This is a genomic window from Paenibacillus tepidiphilus (assembly GCF_008635795.1).
GTDB classification, from domain to species: domain Bacteria; phylum Bacillota; class Bacilli; order Paenibacillales; family Paenibacillaceae; genus Paenibacillus_AQ; species Paenibacillus_AQ tepidiphilus.
Genome location: NZ_VWRQ01000015.1, coordinates 1 through 21,045, shown reverse-complemented (window position 1 = coordinate 21,045; position 21,045 = coordinate 1). Strand labels below are relative to the sequence as shown.

Genomic DNA, 21,045 nt, shown 5'->3' with positions numbered 1-21,045 from the left:
TCCGCTCGGAAACGATCATTAACAATGAAATAACCTATGTACATTGCTGTTCAATTTCCATAAAACAATATACGCCGAGGGAGGTCACAGAAAAGGCGGCCAATCACCTCAGGGCCGCCTTCAGCTTTTGAATCGATTTATCGTTTTGGGATCTGAATTACAATCTCGTAATGGTCTCCACGGTCATTTTCTGAGGTTTTAATATCCATACCTGATCCGGATACCATATCTATAGACTGCCGGATGGTGTTAAGCGCAAGACGGACATCCTTCGTGTAGGAGATGCGTTTCGACTTTTTCGTTTGCGAGGCTGCTTTGTAGAAGGCAATTCTCGCTTCCGTTTGTTTGACATTAAGGCCTTTGGCAATGATCTCGCCAAGCACCTTCAATTGCATTTCTACAGTGTCCAGCGACAGCAGGGAACGGGCGTGACGCTCTGTAATTTGGCGTTCCATCAAAGCGGTCTTCACCTCTTCAGGAAGCTGCAGCAGCCGGATTTTGTTGGCGATTGTAGATTGACTCTTGCCAAGCCGTTGTGCAAGGCTTTCCTGGGTTAATTGATGGAGATCTATAAGTTTTTGGTAAGCAATGGCTTCTTCAATGGAAGTCAAGCCTTCACGCTGCAGATTTTCAATAAGAGCAATGGAAGCAGCTTGTGAATCATTAAATTCACGTACAATAGCCGGAATAGACTCCAGCCCCAGCTTCTTCACAGCACGCCACCGGCGCTCACCGGCAATAATCTCATAACGTGAATCGCGGTAGCGCACGACTATAGGCTGAATCACACCGTGGGTCTTTATGGTCTGACAGAGCTCGTCTATCTTCTCGTCATCGAATATCGTCCGGGGTTGATAAGGACTGCTGATGACCTCATGAACCGGGATTTGTTTGATCTCTTCTCCGCTGCTCCGCTCGGTAAATCCAAAAAGCTTGGTGAATTGTTCTTTCATTCCGTTCATTACCACCTAGTTTCATTATAGTACGATACTAATAACCCTTCTTCAAGTGAAAAGCTGATCGTACGGTTCGGGGAAGAAGCATATCATGCTTTTTATGTCTTCAATACACATGCAGCATCCATTTCATGACAACACTTCATCCAGCAGGAGCCGGATATCCCGGTAATTCCCTGATTACCAATTTTCCTTTAAAGTCTTACTATATTATTCTATCACTTTTCTGCCAATAATCCTATTCTCCGTTTAGACCTATTTTTCCTGTTTTGGCTCATTCTCTAGAGAAATCTCTTTAATTTTTAGGCTCTAAGCTTACATTTACTATAAAAAAAGACCAAGTCCGCGATAAGCGGCTTGATCTGTGTGTTATTTGTTTCCATGTTTATTGTTTCACGTGAAACAATTAGAGGATTGGAGACTTGGCGGGAATTCCCGCTTTGCGTGGATATTTTGCAGGAGTAGCGCCGCTTTTGTGGATCAGAACAATGTGACGATCCGATTCCTCCACAGGCAGCCGGAAAGCCTCCACCTTGTTCAAGGTAGCACGTAACTCCTTGAGACTCTTTCGTGACTCTGCAACTTCTTCAACGGGATCGCTGCCCTTCATAGCTGCGAACATTCCACCTTGACGGACGAATGGCAGGCAGAATTCATTGAGCAGCGCTAACCGGGCAACTGCCCGGGCTGTTACAACATCATAAGCATCCCGATGGGCTGGCTGTCTGGCAATATCCTCTGCCCGTCCATGGATCAGCTCTACATCCGATAATTTCAGGCTATCACAAATATGCTGCAGAAACGAGATTCGCTTGGCCAAAGAATCTACAATGGACAGCTTTAAATGGGGAAAAGCGATCTTCAGGGGAATACCGGGAAATCCGGCCCCTGAGCCGATATCCGCCAGACTCTGAACCTCTTGCATATTTAAATAGAAGGAAAGCGACAAGGAATCGTAAAAATGCTTCATATACACTTGTGCCCGCTCTGTAATGCCGGTTAAATTCATCTTCTCATTCCAGGAAACCAGCTCCTGATAATAAAGCTCGAATTGTGCCAATTGTATCTCTGTAAGCTGAATCCCTTGCTCCTTCAATAGGGTAGTGAACTTTTCCGTAATCTGATCCATCGGTTATCCTTTCGCTGCCGTTACACGGTTATAGTGCTCCAGATAGACAAGAAGAATTGAAATATCTGCAGGCGTCACTCCTGAAATGCGTGAAGCTTGACCAATCGAGATCGGAGCAATTTTGGTCAGCTTTTGCCGGGCTTCCATTGCCAGACCATGAATCTCATTATAGTTGATATCCTCAGGAATCTTCTTTTGCTCCATCTTTTGCAGCTTGTCCACATGCTGCAGCTGCTTCTCAATATAACCGGCATATTTAATTTGAATTTCAACCTGTTCTTTCATTTCGTCATCCAATTCTTCAGCAGACGGCGAAATTCGTTCCACAAAGCTGTATTCCACCTCTGGACGGCGCATCAGCGTCAGCAGGTTGCTGCCGTCAACAATCGGTGCGGAGCCGTAAGCGGCAAGCGCCTCGTTCACCTCTTGCGGTTTCACCTTAGTCTCCTGCAGCCGGGCGACTTCACGCTCGACACGGGACTTTTTATCGGTGAATGCGGTATACCGTTCCTCTGTAATCAGACCAATATCGTACCCGATTGGCGTCAAACGCAAATCTGCATTGTCGTGACGCAGCAGTAATCTGTATTCTGCCCGGGAGGTCAGCAGTCGGTAAGGCTCATTGGTGCCCTTGGTGACCAGATCATCAATGAGCACTCCGATATAGCCCTGGGAACGGTCGAGCACTACTGGCTCCTTCCCCTGAACTTTGCGCGCCGCATTAATGCCGGCCATGATTCCTTGTCCTGCCGCTTCCTCATAACCGGAGGTTCCGTTGATCTGTCCGGCCGTAAATAATCCCGGCAGACGCTTTGTCTCCAGAGATGGCCAGAGCTGCGTGGGTACCATAGCGTCATATTCGATAGCATATCCATTACGCATCATTTCAACCTTTTCCATCCCGGGAATCGAACGGAGAATAGCGAGCTGCACATCTTCCGGCAGACTGGTCGACAATCCCTGCACATAGTACTCCGAAGTGTTCTTGCCTTCAGGCTCCAGGAAGATCTGATGCTTCGATTTGTCGCTGAAGCGTACGACCTTATCCTCAATCGAAGGACAGTACCGTGGTCCTGTTCCTTCAATAATACCGGTGAACATTGGCGCACGGTGCAGGTTATCATTAATAATCTGATGTGTCACTTCTGAAGTGTAAGTCAGCCAGCAAGGAAGCTGTTCATTCGAAGATGACTTCGTTTCATAGGAAAAGAACTTCGGCTGTTCATCGCCCGGTTGAATTTCCGTTTTCGAGAAATCAATGGTGTCTTTATGAACACGCGGCGGTGTTCCGGTCTTAAATCGAACCAGCTCAAAGCCCAGCTCACGTAAATTCTCGGACAGCTTCACGGAAGGCTGCTGGTTGTTTGGCCCGCTCTCATAGGTCAGCTCACCCATAATGACTTTGCCGCGCAGATACGTTCCCGTTGTCAGAATTACAGTTTTACTATAGTAGGCCGTTCCGGTCTTGGTAATGACTCCGGCGACGTGGCCGTCCTCTACGATTAACTCTTCCACCATCCCTTGACGAAGTGTCAGGTTTGGGGTCTTCTCCATCGTTTCCTTCATCGTATGCTGATAGAGGAATTTGTCTGCTTGTGCACGCAAGGCATGTACAGCCGGACCTTTACCTGTGTTCAGCATCCGCAATTGAATAAACGTCTTATCGATATTTCGGCCCATTTCACCGCCGAGTGCATCAATTTCCCGCACCACATGGCCCTTTGCTGGTCCGCCGATGGACGGGTTGCAGGGCATAAACGCCACCATATCCAGATTAATCGTTATCATCAACGTGCGGCAGCCCATCCGCGCTGCTGCCAGGGCAGCTTCACAGCCGGCATGTCCTGCACCGATGACAACAACGTCATAGCTGCCTCCATCATAACTCATAAATCTATTCCTCCTGAATAGAGGGACAACCGTCGTCACGCTGTCCCCTCAATTTATAGTGTACAACCCTCCACCCGGGGAGAGTTGTTATTTGCCTAAGCAGAATTGCGAGAAAATCTGGTCCAGCAGCGAATCTGCAGCAGTGTCGCCGATAATTTCGCCAAGCTGTTCCCAGGCCAGACGCACATCAATCTGAATCATATCAATTGGAATCAGCATATCCGCTGCTTCATAGGCATCCTGTAACGACTTGCGCGCTTTCTTAAGCAAAGCGATATGCCGCACATTGCTTACATAAGTCAAGTCACCCGCTTCAAGCTTGCCTCCGAAGAATAATTCAGAGATGGCCTCCTCCAGTTTATCCAGACCCTCTTCCTCCAGAACAGACATGGGTACAATGCTCTCTTCATTAAAATAGGAAAGCAATTGTCCTTTATCCAGACGGGACGGTAAGTCCATTTTATTCATGATTACCAACGCTTGTCTACCGTGGATTTGTTCCATTAGCGCCAATTCATCTTCGTGCAGCTCTTCACTGGCATTCAGCACAAGCAGAATCAGATCCGCCTCACTGAAAGCAGCCTTGGAACGTTCTACGCCAATCTTCTCCACAATATCCATTGTTTCGCGTATTCCCGCAGTATCTAACAATTTTAACGGAATATTGTTGATCGTTACATATTCTTCGATAACATCCCGAGTGGTTCCTGGGATATCGGTAACGATGGCTTTGTTATCGCGGGCCAGTGCGTTAAGCAGCGAGGATTTGCCGACGTTGGGCCGCCCGACAATGGCAGTTGTAATGCCTTCGCGCAAAATTTTGCCTTCGCCAGCCGTCTTCAGCAGCTTATCGATACCCTCCATCACTTCCCGGCTCTTCTCCTTGATAAACTCTGCGGTCAGAGACTCCACATCATGCTCCGGATAATCGATATTGACTTCGATATGAGCCATCGTTTCAATTAAGGTATGGCGCAAAGCGCCTATCCGCTGCGATAAAGATCCGCTGACTTGCTTCAACGCTACGGAGAAGGCACGGTCCGACTTCGAGCGGATCAGGTCGATCACCGCTTCTGCCTGAGATAAATCAATCCGTCCGTTCAAAAAAGCGCGCTTCGTAAACTCACCCGGTTCAGCCAGCCTGATGTCCTGCTGAAGCAGCAGGTCCATCACTCTTCTAACAGATATGACTCCGCCATGGGCGCTGATCTCCACTACATCCTCAGTAGTAAATGACCGCGGTGCTTTCATCACCGTTACCAGCACCTCTTCCATCCGTTCGCCGGTTTCGGGCTGAATGATATGTCCATAATGCACGGTGTGCGACTCTGCTTCAGTTAATGGAATACGGCCTCTAAACAGCTTGGCTGTCTCTCTGACCGCCTGAGGCCCGCTTACCCGGATAATGGCGATGCCTCCTTCGCCCAATGCCGTCGATACGGCAGCGATTGTATCACTTAGCATACAGTATGTTCCCCCCTTGATCCTTTCTTTTCTCTATTGAAAAAAACAATGACTCCTTACACGGTCAAGGAGTCATTGCGGCAATATAGTTTCTTTACTTCAAGCTTATCACTACACGGCGGTTGGGTTCTTCACCCTTGCTTGAGGTGGTTACCTGCGGGTTGTCCTGCAGCCTGGAGTGAATAATCTTCCGCTCCTGCGGAGACATCGGCTCCAGCACGACCTCTTTGCGGGTTCGGATCACCCGCCCTGCTAGCCGGTCGGCCAGCTCTTCCAGCGTCTTCTTGCGGCGCTCACGGAAGTTCTCGGCATCAAGTACCAGCCGGACGAAGCTATCGGAATACCGGTTGGCTACGATGTTGGCCAAATATTGCAAAGCGTCAAGCGTTTGTCCTCTTCGGCCGATCAAGAGTCCCAGATCCGGGCCGGATATTTGCAGAATCGTTGTTTCCTTGGTGTGAACGATCTCCACTTCCACCGTAAGTCCCATGGTTCTTGCGACATCCACGATGAAATGAACGGCCTCATCATAAGCCTCACTCACCGAATGTCCCGAATCTTGGCGTGGCACGCCGCCTTCCGCCTCCTGGTTGCTCTTGTTCGCTGGCTGCTGAGGCAGTGACGGAGCACTCGCCGCTGATACCGGTGCAGCCTCAGGAATCAAGGTGAGCTCCACCTTGGCCTCCCTTGCACCGATCAAACCAAGGAATCCTTTTGACGGCTGTTCAAGTACGTCGACCGTGACCCGGTCTTTTTGAACTCCAAGCTGGTGAAGTCCCCGTTCCACAGCTGCTTCAATGGTTTTCCCTGTCGCGACGACTTTGCTCATTTTGACTTTTTGGCCTCCTTTACCCCTTTGCCGTTATTGCCCTTACCCGCGGAAGCACCGGATTTGTTCTTTCCGGAATTAGCCGGCTTACCGCTGTTGTTCTTAACAGCTGAAGCATTTGTCTTGCTCTTGGCGGAAGGAGTGACATCCTTAGCATTATCGACGCCCTGAACAACCACCGGTGTTTTACCATTGTTGCGGTACAAGAAGTAGTTCTGAATAATCGTGTACACATTGCTATAGAACCAATACAGCGGCAATGCTGCCGGGAAATTGTAGGACATAATGAAGATCAATACAGGATAGACCATCATCATGAACTGCATAGGCCCCTGCTGCTGCACCGGATTCATCTTGGTCATCATCCGGGTCTGCAGGAAAGTTGTAGCAGCCGCGAGAATCGGAAGGATGAACATCTTGTCCGGCTCACCCAGTTGAAGCCATAAGAAGGAATGTTCGCGCAGATCGGGATTATAATAGATTGAATTGTACAGGGCGATAAAGATTGGCATTTGCACGATCAGCGGCAGACAGCCGGCCATCGGGTTGACCTTATTCTCCTGGAAGAGACGCATCGTTTCCTGCTGCACTTTTTCCGGCTGATCTTTATATTTTTTCTGGATCTTCTGGAGCTCCGGCTGAATGGCCTGCATCGCACGCGAGCTTCTTACCTGTTTGAGGGTAAGCGGCAGAATCAGCGTACGCACGATAATCACCATAACAAGGACGGCTAGTCCATACTGTCCGTTAAACCATTTGGCAAACGTATCAAGGGCGATGGCGAAGTAGTACACAACATTACTCTGCCAAAAGCCTCCGTTCTTCAAATCTTCCGTGGTATGCGTTACCGTTGATGAAGGTGCGCACCCGGATAGAACAGCAATCAGCAATACCAATACCCCGAGGAGGAGAAACTGTTTTCCTCGTTTAGTCTTCAATAGAGACACCTCAAAACCCCTCTCTTAAACATTCCATTGCACCGTAAATCATACCATAATTATGAATACAAATAAACAAGCCTCTTCGGGAGGCATCACTTACGTGAAGCCTTGAGCAGCTTGGCTTTGCGCAGCACATGAAGCGCACTTTTCTCGAGTTCGGCGTAATTCATGGAGAGCGCTCCTTTTCTTACGATAAATACCATATCCAGACCGCCGGCAATCTCGTCTTCGTGATGTCGGATAATCTCCTTCACGAGCCTCCGCATCCGGTTGCGTACAACGGCATTTCCGACCTTCTTGCTGACCGACACACCCAGCCGGAACCGCTCCACCTCTTTTCTACTGAACCAATACACTACAAATTGGTGATTGGCAAATGACTTCCCATGGCGGTATACGCGGCTGAAGTCGGCACGGTTTCGTAATCGTAAACTTTTGTGCACGGGAATCTCCTATTCCAAGACCGGATGTTCATCATTCCGGCAAATTTGCTACTAATATAGTATGGGCAATGAAACACAGCGGTAAACCGCAGCGCCAGAGCGCCGTTTGAGATCAAAAGAACAGTAAAAAAGCTCCGCAAAGTGCGGCATGGCATCCTCTGCAGAGCTTATACAATGGCTTAGCAACAAGAAGAAACGGCCGCCCGCTCCCTCACTGGAGAAGCATGTCCGTTCCCGGGGCACTATATATAGAAGGAAACCATCCGTTCGCCGGTCCGTTTCCTCCATATATCTAAAAGAACCCCACCTGAGTGGGGTGTGCTCATTTTAAAAAAGGACCACGGCAGTGGTCCCAAGCGGCCTAACCTTACGCACTCAGAACTTTTCTGCCTTTCAGGCGGCGGGCTGCCAGCACTTTACGGCCGTTCTTTGTGCTCATTCTTTTGCGGAAACCATGTACCTTCTTGCGTTTGCTTACATTCGGTTTGAACGTTGGTCTCATGTATTGCACCTCCCTTACAGGAAACTTATTACTGTCATATTTAGCAGAAACGGACTAAGCCGCCCTTTATTTAAGGACAGTATCATTTCTTATCATCAATTTAAACGCGGTATATCCTCACAGAAAACACCTTTATATATTTAACCATAACTTCCACCGAAAAGTCAACCTCAAAAAGACAGTCCTCTCCCTCTTTTCAATTCTCATTATCCATAATCCACTGCGCCGGTTACAGCAATCCACAGGGTTCGGCAGTTATCCACCTGTGATTAAAGAATAAAGTCGACTGCCAACGATTGCGCACAACTTGTGTATAAAAAAATCATCCACATGCCGGAACTTGTCGAACCATGAACAAATTATCAACAATATGTAGTGGTGTGCTTAAGAATTATACACAAGTGATTGAATTTGTGGATAAAATGGCGGGGCTCATTGAAAAACAAGGGTGGTTTTGCTATGATGGTATTACTTTTGAATGTGAATAGATTTGTTTGTTCTATAAATTATCAACAAGCTGTGGATAAAGTTGTGAACAAATCAAATTTATCCATATTTTTTTGTCTCTTTATATTGCATATTGGGGATAAGATGCAGCACAAACCCATTTTCTTCGACATTTCCACTTCTTGGCTGACGCCACATTTGGAAGATTTAAAGGAGTGACAGTCTGTGGACAGCCATACTTCCGAATTATGGCAGCAAATTTTATCAATTATCCAAACCAAACTGAGCAAGCCGAGCTTTGATACCTGGTTTAAGGCGACGAAAGCTATCAGCTTCAGTCCGCAGGGCCTGATCATCTCGGCACCCACCACCTTTGCTGTCGAATGGCTGGAAAGCCGCTACACCAAGCTTGTGGGGGCAACAGTTTATGAGGTGACCGGAGAACAGGTCGACGTCAGATTTGTCATTGAGGAGAACAAGCCGGCAGAACCCGTCGTACAGCCAATGGCTGCTTCGCCTGCGGTATTGCGCGAAGAGGCGCAGACCCATCTGCTGAATCCCAAATACACCTTCGACACTTTCGTCATCGGTTCCGGCAACCGTTTCGCTCACGCAGCTTCCCTGGCTGTCGCCGAAGCGCCCGCCAAAGCCTATAATCCGCTGTTTCTGTACGGCGGCGTAGGTCTCGGCAAGACCCATCTGATGCATGCCATTGGACACTATGTGCTGGAGCACAACCCCAACCATAAGGTGATCTACATCTCGTCCGAGAAATTTACGAATGAATTCATCAACTCCATCCGTGACAACCGCGGCGAAAGCTTTCGCAACAAATACCGCAACGTTGACATATTGCTGATTGACGATATTCAATTCCTGGCCGGCAAGGAATCGACGCAGGAGGAATTTTTCCATACGTTTAACGCGCTCCATGAGGAACGCAAGCAGATCATCATCTCCAGTGACCGTCCACCCAAGGAAATCCCCACTCTGGAGGAACGGCTGAGATCCCGGTTCGAATGGGGACTTATTACCGATATTCAGCCTCCGGATCTGGAGACGCGGATCGCCATTTTGCGCAAGAAGGCCAAAGCGGAGAACCTGGATATCCCGAACGAAGCCATGATGTATATTGCCAATCAGATCGACACCAACATCCGCGAGCTTGAAGGCGCGCTAATCCGGGTAGTCGCCTATTCGTCATTGACGAACCAGGATGTGACAACGCATCTGGCTGCCGAAGCGCTGAAGGATATCATTCCGTCCAGCCGGCCGAAGATGATTACGATCGGTGATATTCAGCAAAAGGTCGGCGAGTATTACAATCTGCGGATGGAGGACTTTAAGGCGCGCAAGCGGACTAAGGCCGTAGCTTTTCCGCGGCAAATCGCCATGTATCTGTCCCGCGAGCTGACCGACTATTCACTGCCCAAGATCGGAGAAGCCTTCGGGGGAAGAGACCATACGACAGTCATTCATGCGCATGAGAAGATCACCCAGTCCCTTAAGGTAGACCAGGAGCTGTACAAAGTGGTAAACAATTTAGCGGAGAAAATTAAAAATCCTTCCTGAAAGGAATAACAAGCCTATACACAATCTATACACATGTGGGTAGGCTTAATTTTATGCGCTTTGCCCAGTTATCCACATAAACGTCGCCCCTACTACTAATACTATTAAATAACTATAAATATTCTTCTTCCTAAAGCGTGGACAGAAGAGAATCAGGCAGTGCCCATTTCCAATTTTCGAGCTAGGAGTGAAATCATGAAAATCAGCATTCTTAAAAATGAACTCAACGAAGCAATCGGACATGTATCCAAGGCTATTTCCAGCCGCACGACCATCCCCATTCTCACCGGCATCAAATTCGAAGTCGGCTACCAGGGCGTAACCCTGACTGCAAGCGACACGGATATTTCCATCCAATCCTTCATCCCTGCAGAGAATGACAGCCAGACCATCGTCAAAGTGGATCAGCCCGGCAGTGTGGTGCTTCCGGCCAAATTCTTCGTTGAAATTATTAAGAAGCTGCCGTCCAAAGAAATTCACATGGAAGTCAAAGAAGGCTTTCAAACCTATATTTCCTCCGGTTCCACCGAGATCCAGATCGTCGGCCTTGATCCTGAGGAATTTCCCGTACTCCCGAACATTGAAGAGAATGAGACCATTTCGATACCTGGAGATTTGCTGAAGAATATGATCAAGCAGACCGCATTCTCGATCTCTACCCAGGAAACGACACCGATTCTGACAGGCATTCTGTGGAATCTTCATGATAACGAATTTAAATTCACCGCCACCGACCGTCACCGCCTGGCCACCCGCGCCGCCCATTTGGAGAGCACAGAGAATGTCAACTTCAGCAATGTCGTCATCGCCGGCAAGACGCTGAACGAACTGAGCAAAATCATTCCGGACCAGAACATGCTCGTGGATATTGTCGTAGCCGATAACCAGGTACTGTTTAAACTCGACAAAGTGCTGTTCTATTCGCGCATTCTGGACGGGGTTTATCCGGATACTTCTAGAATTATTCCGACAGCTTACAAAACAGAACTGACTTTGGATACAAAAAAGCTGACCGATTCCATCGATCGCGCCTATCTTCTGTCCCGTGAAGAGAAGACGAACATTGTTCGCATGCAGACGCTGGAGAATGGCGATGTCGAAATTTCCTCAAGCTCCTCCGATCTCGGCAAGGTGCGTGAAGAACTGGAAGTTATTGATTTCAAAGGTGAACCGCTGAAAATCTCCTTCAACTCGAAATATATGCTGGATGTCCTCAAAGTGGTGGAAAGCGAGCAGCTGCTGATCGCCTTTACCGGCATGATGAGCCCGATTATCCTGAAGCCGCTTGATGACAGCCGCAGCCTGTATGTCATTCTGCCTTACCGTACAACCAATTAACACCGGATCCATACGTTTGAAGACTTGTGGATAACCGGTGGAAAGGATTATTTCTCATGAAAAAAATACTTATCCACAGTGGATATATTAAGCTGGACTCGTTTCTGAAGCTCGCGGATTGTGTATCCACAGGCGGTATGGCCAAAGCGCTGCTGCAAGAAGGACATGTGCGTGTAAACGGGGAACAGGAAGATCGGCGTGGCCGAAAGCTGTATCCGGGTGATACAATAGAGGTTCAGGATCAAGGCGCTTTCGTCGTCGAAGGCGGCGGAACTGAAGAGTAGACCACTCGGGGAGGCAGGGTTTCGTGTTTGTTAAAAATATCGGTCTGCAGTATTACCGGAACTACGGACTGCTGCGTCTGGAGAATCTGGGCGATGTCAACCTGATCCTCGGTCAGAATGCCCAGGGCAAAACGAACCTGATGGAGGCCCTGTATGTTCTGGCTATGACCAAGAGCCACCGTACATCCAAAGACCGGGAATTGATTGCGTTCGAGGCGCCAGGGGGCTCCGCGCATATTGCTTGCGAAGTGGAGCGTAAATACGGGAATTTGAAGCTGGAATTGATCTTGTCGGCACAGGGCAAGAAGGCCAAGATTAATGGACTGGAGCAGCGCCGGCTCAGCGAATTTATCGGCTCGCTCAATGTCGTGATGTTTGCCCCCGAGGATCTGGAGATCGTTAAAGGCACCCCCGGAATCCGGCGGCGCTTTCTTGATATGGAAATCGGACAGGTCCAGCCAAGCTATCTTTTTCATCTGCAGCAATACCAGAAGGTACTGCTCCAGCGGGGCAATCTGCTGAAGCAGCTGTGGGGTAAAGAAGGGTCGGCCAAGGATCTGCTCGAGATCTGGGATATTCAACTTGCGGAGCATGGTGTTAAAATTGTCCAAAAGAGGAAACAATTCATAAAAAAGCTGCAGAAGTGGGCGGAAGACATTCACCGCAGCATAACAAGCGGCGGAGAAGAGCTGAAACTGCATTACGTGCCTTCTTTTGGAGATCGTGATACGGAAGATGAAGCTGTCTTATTAGACAAATTTATGTTAAAGTTATCACAAACGAGAGAACAGGAAATCAGGCGCGGTATGACGCTGACGGGCCCCCACCGGGATGACCTGTCCTTTTTTATCAACGGCAGAGAAGCGCAGGTATACGGTTCCCAGGGACAGCAGCGCACTACGGCCTTATCGCTGAAATTGGCCGAGATTGAGCTGATTCACGAGGAGATCGGAGAGTATCCGGTGCTGCTGCTGGACGATGTGCTCTCGGAGCTGGACCCTTTCCGCCAGACCCAACTGATCGAGACGTTTCAAAGCAAAGTACAGACCTTTATCACTGCTACCGGTGTGGAGGGTTTAAACACAGATAAGCTAAAAGGCTCGAACCTGTATCACGTGAAGAGTGGCGAAGTGGAGCATTAGAGAGCGGAGGCAGATCATGTATATTCATTTGGGCGGGGAGAAGGTTATCCGATCCTCGGAGCTGATTGCGATTTTTGACATCTCGATCGAGAAATCTTCCAAGGTGTCCAAGCAGTTTATGGTTCATTCCCAGCAGGACAAACGTCTGGAACGCATTGGCGATGAAGAAGCGAAGTCTATTATCGTCACGAAGAATACGGTCTATTATTCCCCTATTTCCTCCTCCACTCTCCAGAAAAGAGCCAGAACGCTGCTGGAATTATAAGATTGTGTGTGTTTCAAGAGATCATCAGAAAGAAGTAGGTGAAGGCATTGTCAATGAATCAACCGACATATGATGAAAGCCAGATTCAGGTGCTCGAAGGGCTGGAGGCTGTCCGGAAACGTCCCGGTATGTACATTGGCTCTACCAGCGCCAAAGGCCTGCATCATCTGGTTTGGGAGGTTGTCGATAACAGTATCGATGAAGCGCTCGCGGGCTTCTGCGACCGGATCCAAGTGATTATTCATGAGGATAACAGCATTACGGTTATCGATAACGGGCGGGGTATTCCTGTCGGCGAGAACGTAAAGCTGAAGAAATCGACGCTGGAAGTCGTCATGACCGTTCTTCATGCAGGCGGTAAATTCGGCGGCGGCGGGTACAAAGTATCCGGCGGTCTTCACGGTGTAGGGATTTCGGTCGTTAACGCCTTGTCGGAGCGTGTGGAAGTCACCGTCAAACGTGACGGACATGTATACCGGCAGGAATATAGACGCGGTGCACCGCAATATGATATTCAGATTATCGGGGATTCAGAGGAGACGGGTACCACTACGAAATTCCACCCCGATCCGGAGATTTTCACCGAAACCACAGTCTATGACTATACTACGCTGCTTACCCGTATCCGCGAGCTGGCGTTCCTTAACAAGGGAATTGAGCTTTCGCTTCTCGACGAACGGACCGGTGCCTCGAACACCTTCCGGTACGACGGCGGTATTGTGGAATACGTGAAATATCTGAACGAGAAAAAAGAAGCGCTGCATGAGGAACCGATCTACGTGGAAGGCGCACGGGATATGATCCAGGTGGAGGTCGCTTTACAATATAACGATTCTTATACAGAGAACATTTATTCTTTCGCCAATAATATCAACACGCACGAAGGCGGCACGCACGAATCCGGCTTCAAGAGCGCGCTGACGCGAATTATTAACGATTATGCACGCAAGACCGGCGTAATCAAGGACAGCAACTCCAATCTGACCGGTGACGATGTGCGTGAAGGCCTGACGGCTATTATCTCGGTCAAGATTCCTGAGCCGCAGTTCGAAGGCCAGACCAAGACCAAGCTGGGGAACAGTGAAGTGCGCGGAATTGTGGAGTCCTTGTTCGGTGAGAAGCTGCAGGAGTTCCTGGATGAGAACCCGTCCGTATCCCGCAAAGTGCTGGATAAAGCCCTGCAGGCCTCCAGAGCACGTGAAGCGGCCCGTAAGGCCCGTGAGCTGACCCGCCGCAAGAGTGCCCTGGAAGTCAGTGCGCTGCCCGGCAAGCTGGCAGACTGCTCCTCCAAGGATGCTTCCATCAGTGAGCTGTTCATTGTCGAAGGTGACTCTGCAGGCGGATCGGCCAAGCAGGGACGGGACCGGCACTTCCAGGCTATCCTTCCGCTGCGCGGTAAGATCCTCAACGTTGAGAAGGCACGTCTGGACCGCATATTGTCCAATGCTGAAATCCGGGCGATTATCACGGCTCTCGGCACCGGTATCGGCGATGATTTCGATATTGCCAAAGCCCGTTACCACAAGGTGGTCATTATGACCGACGCCGACGTAGACGGCGCTCATATCCGCACCTTGCTGTTAACCTTCTTCTACCGCTACATGCGGAAGATTATCGATGCCGGATTTGTCTACATTGCTCAGCCGCCGCTGTTCAAGATTGAGCGCAACAAGGTGATCCGCTATGCACAAACCGAGAAGGAACGCGATGATATCATTGCCACCTACGGTGAAGGCGCCAAGGTCAACGTTCAGCGCTACAAAGGCCTTGGAGAGATGAACGCGACTCAGCTCTGGGATACAACGATGGACCCTGAGAGCCGCAGTATGCTGCAGGTGACGATTGAAGACGCCATTCTGGCCGACGCCATCTTTGACACACTCATGGGCGACAATGTCGAGCCGCGGCGCGACTTTATTCAGGAGCATGCTCAAACGGTGCGCAACCTGGATATTTAATCTTAATAAGTTTAGATTCGATAGAAAGAAGAACCTCCGCTCCTATGTTCTGCTAATAGTGAGCCGGAGGTTCTTTTTGCGGTTGACTAGCGTTTGGAAGCTGCCCTTCGGCTGCGTGACGGGGCGGAATGTGCTTTCCGGAAACGCCCGTAGGCTACGGCATACCGGTAAATCCGCCGGTAAATCTCCTTGTTCGGAAACGTCTTGAACACCATTACCGCAGGCAAGGTGTTCACCTCAAGCAGCCACAGATCATGGTGCTGATCAAGCGCCACATCAAGGCCGATTTCCTTGATGCCCGGATAGGCGGTTTGCAGCTGGGCGCCAATCTTAACCCCCAAGTCTTTCAGCTCCTGCAGCGTATTTTGCATCTCCAGCTTAGACATATGAGGCTTAAACAGCGTTTTTACCTGATGAATACTCCCGCCATTATGGTAGTTAGTAACAATCTTCTGCGGTGCGGCCAATCTGCCCAGCATTCCGGTCGTTTCCCAGGCACCGCCCGGAGTCTGCTGCGTGAGCACCCGCAGATCAAACGGCCGGTCCTCGTAGCGAAGCAGATCGATTCCTTGCTGAATCAGATAGGTACGCCTGCCCAGCTTGGGCATAATGGCGGCATGAAGTTCCTCCAGACTGGTGAATGCTTCCGCCTCCAGACCATAGCGCAGAACGTACATGAGTTTCGGCTCCACGCGTTCTGCCGCCTCATAAACTTCTGATTGAGCTAAGGGGGAGAGCAACTGCTGACCGCTTGGTTCCAGATTGACCAGCCGCCGCTGGGCACGCATGACCCCGATTCCATAAGTGCCCCTGTCTGGCTTAATGTATACCGTCTCGTATAATTCAAGCAGTTCCCGAAGGGATGTCTGACTGTATTTTCGCGTATCCGGAATGTAGGCTGCCAGAAGGCGGTTCTGCAGAATGACTTTGGTTTTGGCCCATTTACTGGACACCCGTTGAATCTTCATGAGGTACCTCCTTCAATGTTGCCGGGCTGTTAAACCTAAGCTGAAATGTCAGGACAAGCAAGCTAAACAATGGTATAATATAAGGATATGGGGTTACGTCTTTGTTGACTGTAACAGGGCCATATCACTACTCTTTTTGTCTGTATAGTCTATGTGCCATGCGCATTGGCGGAAAGGGCGTATACCCTTATCTGACGAAAAAGAAATTCAATCGACACACAGAAGCTAGCGTGTTTAATTGTGCAGTTTTTGTGAAAGTAATATAATTAAGGGTAGCGGTTTTTAACTGAAGGAGGTCCAGCAATTCATGGCTGAACAAAATAACCCGCAAATTAAAGATCGGGACATTGGTGTGGAGATGCGTGAATCCTTTATGGATTACGCCATGAGCATTATTGTCAGCCGGGCTTTACCGGATGTGCGGGACGGAATGAAGCCTGTTCACCGACGCATTATGTTTGCAATGTCGGAACTAGGCATGTTCTCGGATAAACCTCACAAGAAATCGGCAAGAATCGTGGGTGAGGTCATTGGTAAGTACCATCCTCATGGTGATTCTGCGGTTTATGAAACGATGGTACGGATGGCGCAGGATTTCTCCATGCGATATATGCTTGTAGACGGACACGGCAACTTTGGATCGATTGACGGCGATATGGCTGCGGCCATGCGTTACACCGAAGCCCGGTTGTCCAAAATCGCCGGCGAGATGCTGCGCGATCTGAACAAAGATACCGTTGATTTCGTGCCTAACTATGACGGTGAGGAGCATGAGCCTGCCGTGTTGCCGGCCCGCTTTCCAAACCTCCTCGTCAATGGGGTATCCGGGATCGCGGTGGGTATGGCTACGAATATTCCGCCCCATAACCTCGGTGAAGTGATCGAGGGCGTACAGGCGATGATCAAGAATCCTGACATTACCCCGATGGAATTGATGGAATATATTAAGGGACCGGACTTCCCGACAGCAGGTTATATCCTTGGACGTGAAGGCATCCGGCAAGCTTACCGCACGGGCCGTGGGGCAGTTACCATGCGTGCCAAAGCAGACATTGAGGACAACAACGGGAAGGCACGCATCATTGTGCATGAACTTCCTTATCAGGTCAATAAGGCCAGACTGATCGAGAAGATCGCTGAGCTGGTTCGGGAGAAGCGTATTGAGGGCATTACTGACCTGCGTGACGAGTCCGACCGCAACGGTATGCGCATCGTCATTGAAATGCGGCGTGATGTCAATCCAAGCGTCCTGCTTAACAATCTGTACAAGCATACAGCGATGCAATCGACGTTCGGGATTAACATGCTGGCTATTGTTAATAATGAACCGAAAGTGCTTAATCTTCGCGATATACTGTACCATTATTTACAGCATCAGATTGAGGTCATCCGGCGGCGGACCATCTTTGATCTGAAGAAGGCCGAAGCACGGGCACACATTCTGGAAGGTCTGCGGATCGCGCTCGACAATCTGGACGAAGTGATCGCCCTGATCCGGGCATCGCGCACGACTGAAATTGCACGCGAAGGCTTAATGGAACGATTCCATCTCAGCTTGGAACAGTCCCAGGCTATCCTCGACATGCGGATGCAGCGCCTGACCGGCCTGGAACGCGAGAAGATCGAGAATGAATATAATGAGCTGATGGGTAAAATTGCCGAGTATAAGGAAATTCTGGCCAACGAACATCTGGTACTGGAGATCATCAACGATGAGCTGCAGGAGATCCGCGACAAATACGGCGATGAACGTCGTACGGAGATTACCGTCGGCGAAGAGAGCATTCTCGATGAAGACCTTATTCCGCGTGAAGAGGTAGTTATAACCGTTACGCATACGGGTTACATCAAACGTTTGCCGGTTAACACTTACCGCAGCCAGAAGCGCGGCGGACGCGGCGTCATCGGGATGGATACCAAAGATGAGGACTTTGTGGAGCATCTGTTCGTCAGCAACTCCCATAATTACCTTATGTTCTTTACCGATAAGGGCAAGGTGTACCGGATCAAAGCGTATGAGATTCCGGAGCTCAGCCGAATTGCCCGGGGAACGCCGATTATCAACCTGATCCAGATCGAACAGGGTGAGAAGATCAGTGCCGTTATTCAGGTGGAGGAAGCGGACAGCGACAAATATCTGTTCTTTGCAACGCGTGAAGGCATTGTGAAGAAGACTCCGCTTGAAGACTACTCCAACATCCGCAAGGGCGGTCTGATTGCCATACATCTGCGTGAGGAAGATTCATTGATTGAGGTTAAGCTGACCGATGGAGAGCAGAACCTGATTATCGGTACAGCCAAGGGAATGTCCATTACCTTCTCGGAGACGGATGTCCGTTCGATGGGCCGCAGCGCCACAGGCGTTAAGGGCATTACGCTGGACGATGATGACCATGTCATCGGCATGGACTGCGTGGACAAGGAACTTGACGTCCTGATTGTTACTGCCAAAGGCTACGGGAAGCGTACACCTGCTGCGGATTACCGCTCTCAGACCCGGGGCGGCAAGGGAATCAAGACAATCAATCTTACGGAGAAGAACGGCCTTGTCGTCGGCCTGAAGGTCGTTAAGGATGATGAGGATTTAATGATTATTACCACAAGCGGAACGCTGATCCGCACCAGCATGGACGGAATATCCACGATGGGCCGTTATGCGCAGGGTGTTAGACTGATCAATATCCGCGAGGATGACGCTGTGGCCACCCTTTGCCGGGCCGATAAGGAAGAAGAGCTCCCGGAAGAGAGCCTGGAAATGGCGGGCAATGAGGAAGCCGGGGAATCGGCTGCGGAAACAACATCGGAAACGGCTCCAGAACAAAGTGAAGATAGCACGGAAGATAATTTGGAGTAAGCAGATATACAGCACAGGTTTCGTTCAGGCGAAATCTGTGCTTTTTTATTCGCCAATCAGGACCAAAAATAAAGTTCAGTCGGACCGCCGCGCTATCTAGTCGCTTAGAGCCTTCCATACTATAATTAAAGCATTCATATTAAGCAGATTGGTTTCAACACCGTGTCATGAAGTAGAGGGGCTGAATGTATGCCAAGTGTATCCGTAGCAGAAATTAAATTAGGTTCAAAGATTATTCAGGATGTGATTACCCCGCTGGGCGGAACGCTATTCACCAAAGGTAAAATAGTGCTGCCGCGCGATATTGAAATTATGCAGGCCTTCCTGATCCAGCAGGTGGAGATTGAAGGCGCACAAGGGGACAACAAGCCGGCTGAGCCGGTTAAGCCGGTTGCCAAACAGCCTGCAGTAAAGCCCGGTGCCACCATCAATGAAGCACTGCTGTCAAGGAGTGTATCTTCGCTTCATGACGAGTACGAGAAAATGCTGCTGCTGATCAAGAAAATATACCAGTCTGCCGCCGCGGCTCCGCTGCCAATTCTGGAGTTGAGAGGGCAGCTTGAAGCGTTAATAGGTCAGCTAAAGGATTACCATGTACTGAAGTTCACCCCGCGGGTGATCGCAGATCAGGATTATAACTATCATAATGCCGTATTATCGGCACTAACCTCCTATAGAATTGCCCAGTGGTGCGGCCATCCCCAAAAAGATTGGATGCAGGCGGCCTTTGCCGGTCTGCTGCATGATATCGGAAATGTGAAGGTAGATTCCGCATTATTGCAGAAGCCCACACCGCTGACCTCCTCTGAGCTGGATGAGGTTCGGCGGCACACCACATACGGATACCAATTACTGCGTAACGTAACAGCCATCAATGAGGGCGTCCGGTTATCGGCACTGCAGCATCATGAAAAGATTGACGGCACAGGCTATCCGCTGCGTCTGGAAGGCAGCCAGATTCATTTCTATGCGAAGATTGTCGCGGTAGCCGATATTTTTCACGCCATGACACTGGAAAAGGCCTACAGAAGAGCACAGTCCCCTTATCTGGTATTAGAGCAGCTGCAGAAGGAGAGCTTCGGTAAGCTCGACCCGGTCATTGTGCAGACCTTCATCCAGAAGACTACAGATCTCTACAACGGAACCCGGATTCGTCTGAGCGACGGACGCCATGGTGAGATTATTTTTACAGACCGCAGTAACCCGACCCGGCCTATGGTGCAAGTTGAGGGGCAAATTGTGAATCTGATGCTGGAGCGGGAGTTATACATCATGGAGATTATTGCTTAGGGTAGTCCATACTATATGATTTAGCCGTGAGACCTGTTTGCCCCAATAAGATAGGTAAAGCAGGAAGCACGGCTTTTATAATTTATTCAAAAAAATACTTGCAATGATTCTGTATACATGGTATATTCTAATTCCGGCCAAGAAAGATCAAATAATTGCTCGAAATAAGAAATTAAAAAAGAGCTTGCAATGATCGGTTGGATATGATATAGTATAAGAGTTGCTGGTGATAAGAAATTGATCGAACGCAACAATGTTGATCTTTGAAAACTGAACAACGAGTGAGTATCGGAAATCACTTCGGTGATTCCAAAATGAGAATTTATTCTCGTCAGTTTCAAAATGAGCTATCAGCTTATTCGATAAAGTTCTGAACGGTTAACGCCGATTCGGGACAACCTTATTGGAGAGTTTGATCCTGGCTCAGGACGAACGCTGGCGGCGTGCCTAATACATGCAAGTCGAGCGGAGTTATGAAGGAGCTTGCTCCTGATTAACTTAGCGGCGGACGGGTGAGTAACACGTAGGCAACCTGCCCCTTGGACTGGGATAACTACCGGAAACGGTAGCTAATACCGGATAATTTCTTTGGCTGCATGGCGGAAGAATGAAAGGCGGAGCAATCTGTCACTAAGGGATGGGCCTGCGGCGCATTAGCTAGTTGGTGGGGTAACGGCCCACCAAGGCGACGATGCGTAGCCGACCTGAGAGGGTGAACGGCCACACTGGGACTGAGACACGGCCCAGACTCCTACGGGAGGCAGCAGTAGGGA

Annotated in this window: 17 protein-coding genes and 1 rRNA gene; 9 read left to right on the top strand and 9 right to left on the bottom strand. The window is 49.5% G+C overall.

The features are described from left to right. Positions 1-137: 137 nt before the first annotated feature. The 8 genes from noc to rpmH form a co-directional block, all read right to left on the bottom strand. Positions 138-953, bottom strand: coding sequence for a nucleoid occlusion protein (noc, locus tag F1379_RS18715; protein WP_150272621.1), 816 nt, complete (start codon positions 951-953; stop codon positions 138-140). A gap of 409 nt (positions 954-1,362) precedes the next feature. Then, on the bottom strand, positions 1,363-2,085 hold the full coding sequence (rsmG, locus tag F1379_RS18710) for a 16S rRNA (guanine(527)-N(7))-methyltransferase RsmG (RefSeq protein ID WP_150272619.1): 723 nt from the start codon (positions 2,083-2,085) through the stop codon (positions 1,363-1,365). Positions 2,086-2,088: 3 nt separating this feature from the next. Next, on the bottom strand, positions 2,089-3,975 hold the full coding sequence (gene mnmG / locus F1379_RS18705; protein WP_150272617.1) for a tRNA uridine-5-carboxymethylaminomethyl(34) synthesis enzyme MnmG: 1,887 nt from the start codon (positions 3,973-3,975) through the stop codon (positions 2,089-2,091). Positions 3,976-4,062: 87 nt separating this feature from the next. Further along, on the bottom strand, positions 4,063-5,439 hold the full coding sequence (gene mnmE / locus F1379_RS18700) for a tRNA uridine-5-carboxymethylaminomethyl(34) synthesis GTPase MnmE (protein ID WP_150272614.1): 1,377 nt from the start codon (positions 5,437-5,439) through the stop codon (positions 4,063-4,065). 94 nt (positions 5,440-5,533) lie between these two features. Next, positions 5,534-6,268 carry an RNA-binding cell elongation regulator Jag/EloR gene (gene jag, locus F1379_RS18695; RefSeq protein WP_150272612.1) on the bottom strand — a complete coding sequence of 245 codons (735 nt, stop codon included), beginning with the start codon at positions 6,266-6,268 and terminating at the stop codon, positions 5,534-5,536. Beyond that, positions 6,265-7,215, bottom strand: coding sequence for a YidC/Oxa1 family membrane protein insertase (locus F1379_RS18690; protein WP_150272610.1), 951 nt, complete (start codon positions 7,213-7,215; stop codon positions 6,265-6,267). Before F1379_RS18690 ends, jag begins: the two co-directional genes overlap by 4 nt. Before the next feature lie 86 nt (positions 7,216-7,301). After that, positions 7,302-7,652 carry a ribonuclease P protein component gene (rnpA, locus tag F1379_RS18685; protein WP_150272609.1) on the bottom strand — a complete coding sequence of 117 codons (351 nt, stop codon included), beginning with the start codon at positions 7,650-7,652 and terminating at the stop codon, positions 7,302-7,304. Positions 7,653-8,019: 367 nt separating this feature from the next. After that, entirely contained in the window at positions 8,020-8,154 is a 135-nt protein-coding gene (gene rpmH / locus F1379_RS18680) for a 50S ribosomal protein L34 (protein ID WP_019914530.1), read from the bottom strand. Between the two features lie 672 nt (positions 8,155-8,826). On the opposite strand from rpmH, the gene dnaA reads away from it, so the two are divergent. The 6 genes from dnaA to gyrB all read left to right on the top strand — a co-directional run bounded on the left by dnaA (position 8,827) and on the right by gyrB (position 15,160). Continuing rightward, positions 8,827-10,173: a chromosomal replication initiator protein DnaA gene (gene dnaA, locus F1379_RS18675; RefSeq protein WP_150272607.1), complete on the top strand. Its 1,347-nt coding sequence runs from the start codon at positions 8,827-8,829 to the stop codon at positions 10,171-10,173. Positions 10,174-10,368: 195 nt separating this feature from the next. Then, a complete protein-coding gene (gene dnaN / locus F1379_RS18670) occupies positions 10,369-11,511 on the top strand; it encodes a DNA polymerase III subunit beta (protein ID WP_150272605.1) in 1,143 nt (380 codons plus the stop codon). Positions 11,512-11,567: 56 nt separating this feature from the next. Next, positions 11,568-11,795 carry a S4 domain-containing protein YaaA gene (gene yaaA / locus F1379_RS18665; RefSeq protein ID WP_150272603.1) on the top strand — a complete coding sequence of 76 codons (228 nt, stop codon included), beginning with the start codon at positions 11,568-11,570 and terminating at the stop codon, positions 11,793-11,795. A 23-nt stretch (positions 11,796-11,818) separates the two neighbouring features. Further along, positions 11,819-12,937: a DNA replication/repair protein RecF gene (gene recF / locus F1379_RS18660; RefSeq protein WP_150272601.1), complete on the top strand. Its 1,119-nt coding sequence runs from the start codon at positions 11,819-11,821 to the stop codon at positions 12,935-12,937. Between the two features lie 16 nt (positions 12,938-12,953). Further along, complete coding sequence (remB, locus tag F1379_RS18655; protein ID WP_150272599.1) at positions 12,954-13,202, top strand: extracellular matrix regulator RemB; 249 nt, start codon at positions 12,954-12,956, stop codon at positions 13,200-13,202. A gap of 53 nt (positions 13,203-13,255) precedes the next feature. Further along, positions 13,256-15,160, top strand: coding sequence for a DNA topoisomerase (ATP-hydrolyzing) subunit B (gene gyrB / locus F1379_RS18650; RefSeq protein ID WP_203457130.1), 1,905 nt, complete (start codon positions 13,256-13,258; stop codon positions 15,158-15,160). Positions 15,161-15,246: 86 nt separating this feature from the next. Here gyrB and F1379_RS18645 read toward each other — a convergent pair whose 3' ends face one another. Further along, the gene (locus F1379_RS18645; protein ID WP_150272595.1) at positions 15,247-16,128 is read right to left on the bottom strand and encodes a YheC/YheD family protein; all 882 of its coding nucleotides are present in this window, start codon (positions 16,126-16,128) and stop codon (positions 15,247-15,249) included. A 307-nt stretch (positions 16,129-16,435) separates the two neighbouring features. Between F1379_RS18645 and gyrA the strand changes: the two genes are divergently transcribed. From gyrA to F1379_RS18630, 3 genes are all read left to right on the top strand, one after another. Beyond that, positions 16,436-18,982, top strand: a complete 2,547-nt coding sequence (gene gyrA, locus F1379_RS18640; protein ID WP_150272593.1) for a DNA gyrase subunit A — start codon at positions 16,436-16,438, stop codon at positions 18,980-18,982. Between the two features lie 189 nt (positions 18,983-19,171). Then, a complete protein-coding gene (locus F1379_RS18635) occupies positions 19,172-20,272 on the top strand; it encodes an HD-GYP domain-containing protein (RefSeq protein WP_150272591.1) in 1,101 nt (366 codons plus the stop codon). A gap of 400 nt (positions 20,273-20,672) precedes the next feature. Next, positions 20,673-21,045, top strand: a 16S ribosomal RNA gene (locus F1379_RS18630); the annotation flags it as partial.

Excerpts from the sequence above, each read along its gene's own strand:
- gyrB (WP_203457130.1), top strand. The coding sequence starts at position 13,256 with ATGAATCAACCGACATATGATGAAAGCCAGATTCAGGTGCTCGAAGGG.
- mnmE (WP_150272614.1), bottom strand. The coding sequence starts at position 5,439 with ATGCTAAGTGATACAATCGCTGCCGTATCGACGGCATTGGGCGAAGGA.
- noc (WP_150272621.1), bottom strand. The coding sequence starts at position 953 with ATGAAAGAACAATTCACCAAGCTTTTTGGATTTACCGAGCGGAGCAGC.
- rsmG (WP_150272619.1), bottom strand. The coding sequence starts at position 2,085 with ATGGATCAGATTACGGAAAAGTTCACTACCCTATTGAAGGAGCAAGGG.
- remB (WP_150272599.1), top strand. The coding sequence starts at position 12,954 with ATGTATATTCATTTGGGCGGGGAGAAGGTTATCCGATCCTCGGAGCTG.
- mnmG (WP_150272617.1), bottom strand. The coding sequence starts at position 3,975 with ATGAGTTATGATGGAGGCAGCTATGACGTTGTTGTCATCGGTGCAGGA.
- F1379_RS18645 (WP_150272595.1), bottom strand. The coding sequence starts at position 16,128 with ATGAAGATTCAACGGGTGTCCAGTAAATGGGCCAAAACCAAAGTCATT.
- gyrA (WP_150272593.1), top strand. The coding sequence starts at position 16,436 with ATGGCTGAACAAAATAACCCGCAAATTAAAGATCGGGACATTGGTGTG.
- dnaN (WP_150272605.1), top strand. The coding sequence starts at position 10,369 with ATGAAAATCAGCATTCTTAAAAATGAACTCAACGAAGCAATCGGACAT.
- F1379_RS18635 (WP_150272591.1), top strand. The coding sequence starts at position 19,172 with ATGCCAAGTGTATCCGTAGCAGAAATTAAATTAGGTTCAAAGATTATT.
- rpmH (WP_019914530.1), bottom strand. The coding sequence starts at position 8,154 with ATGAGACCAACGTTCAAACCGAATGTAAGCAAACGCAAGAAGGTACAT.
- jag (WP_150272612.1), bottom strand. The coding sequence starts at position 6,268 with ATGAGCAAAGTCGTCGCGACAGGGAAAACCATTGAAGCAGCTGTGGAA.
- yaaA (WP_150272603.1), top strand. The coding sequence starts at position 11,568 with ATGAAAAAAATACTTATCCACAGTGGATATATTAAGCTGGACTCGTTT.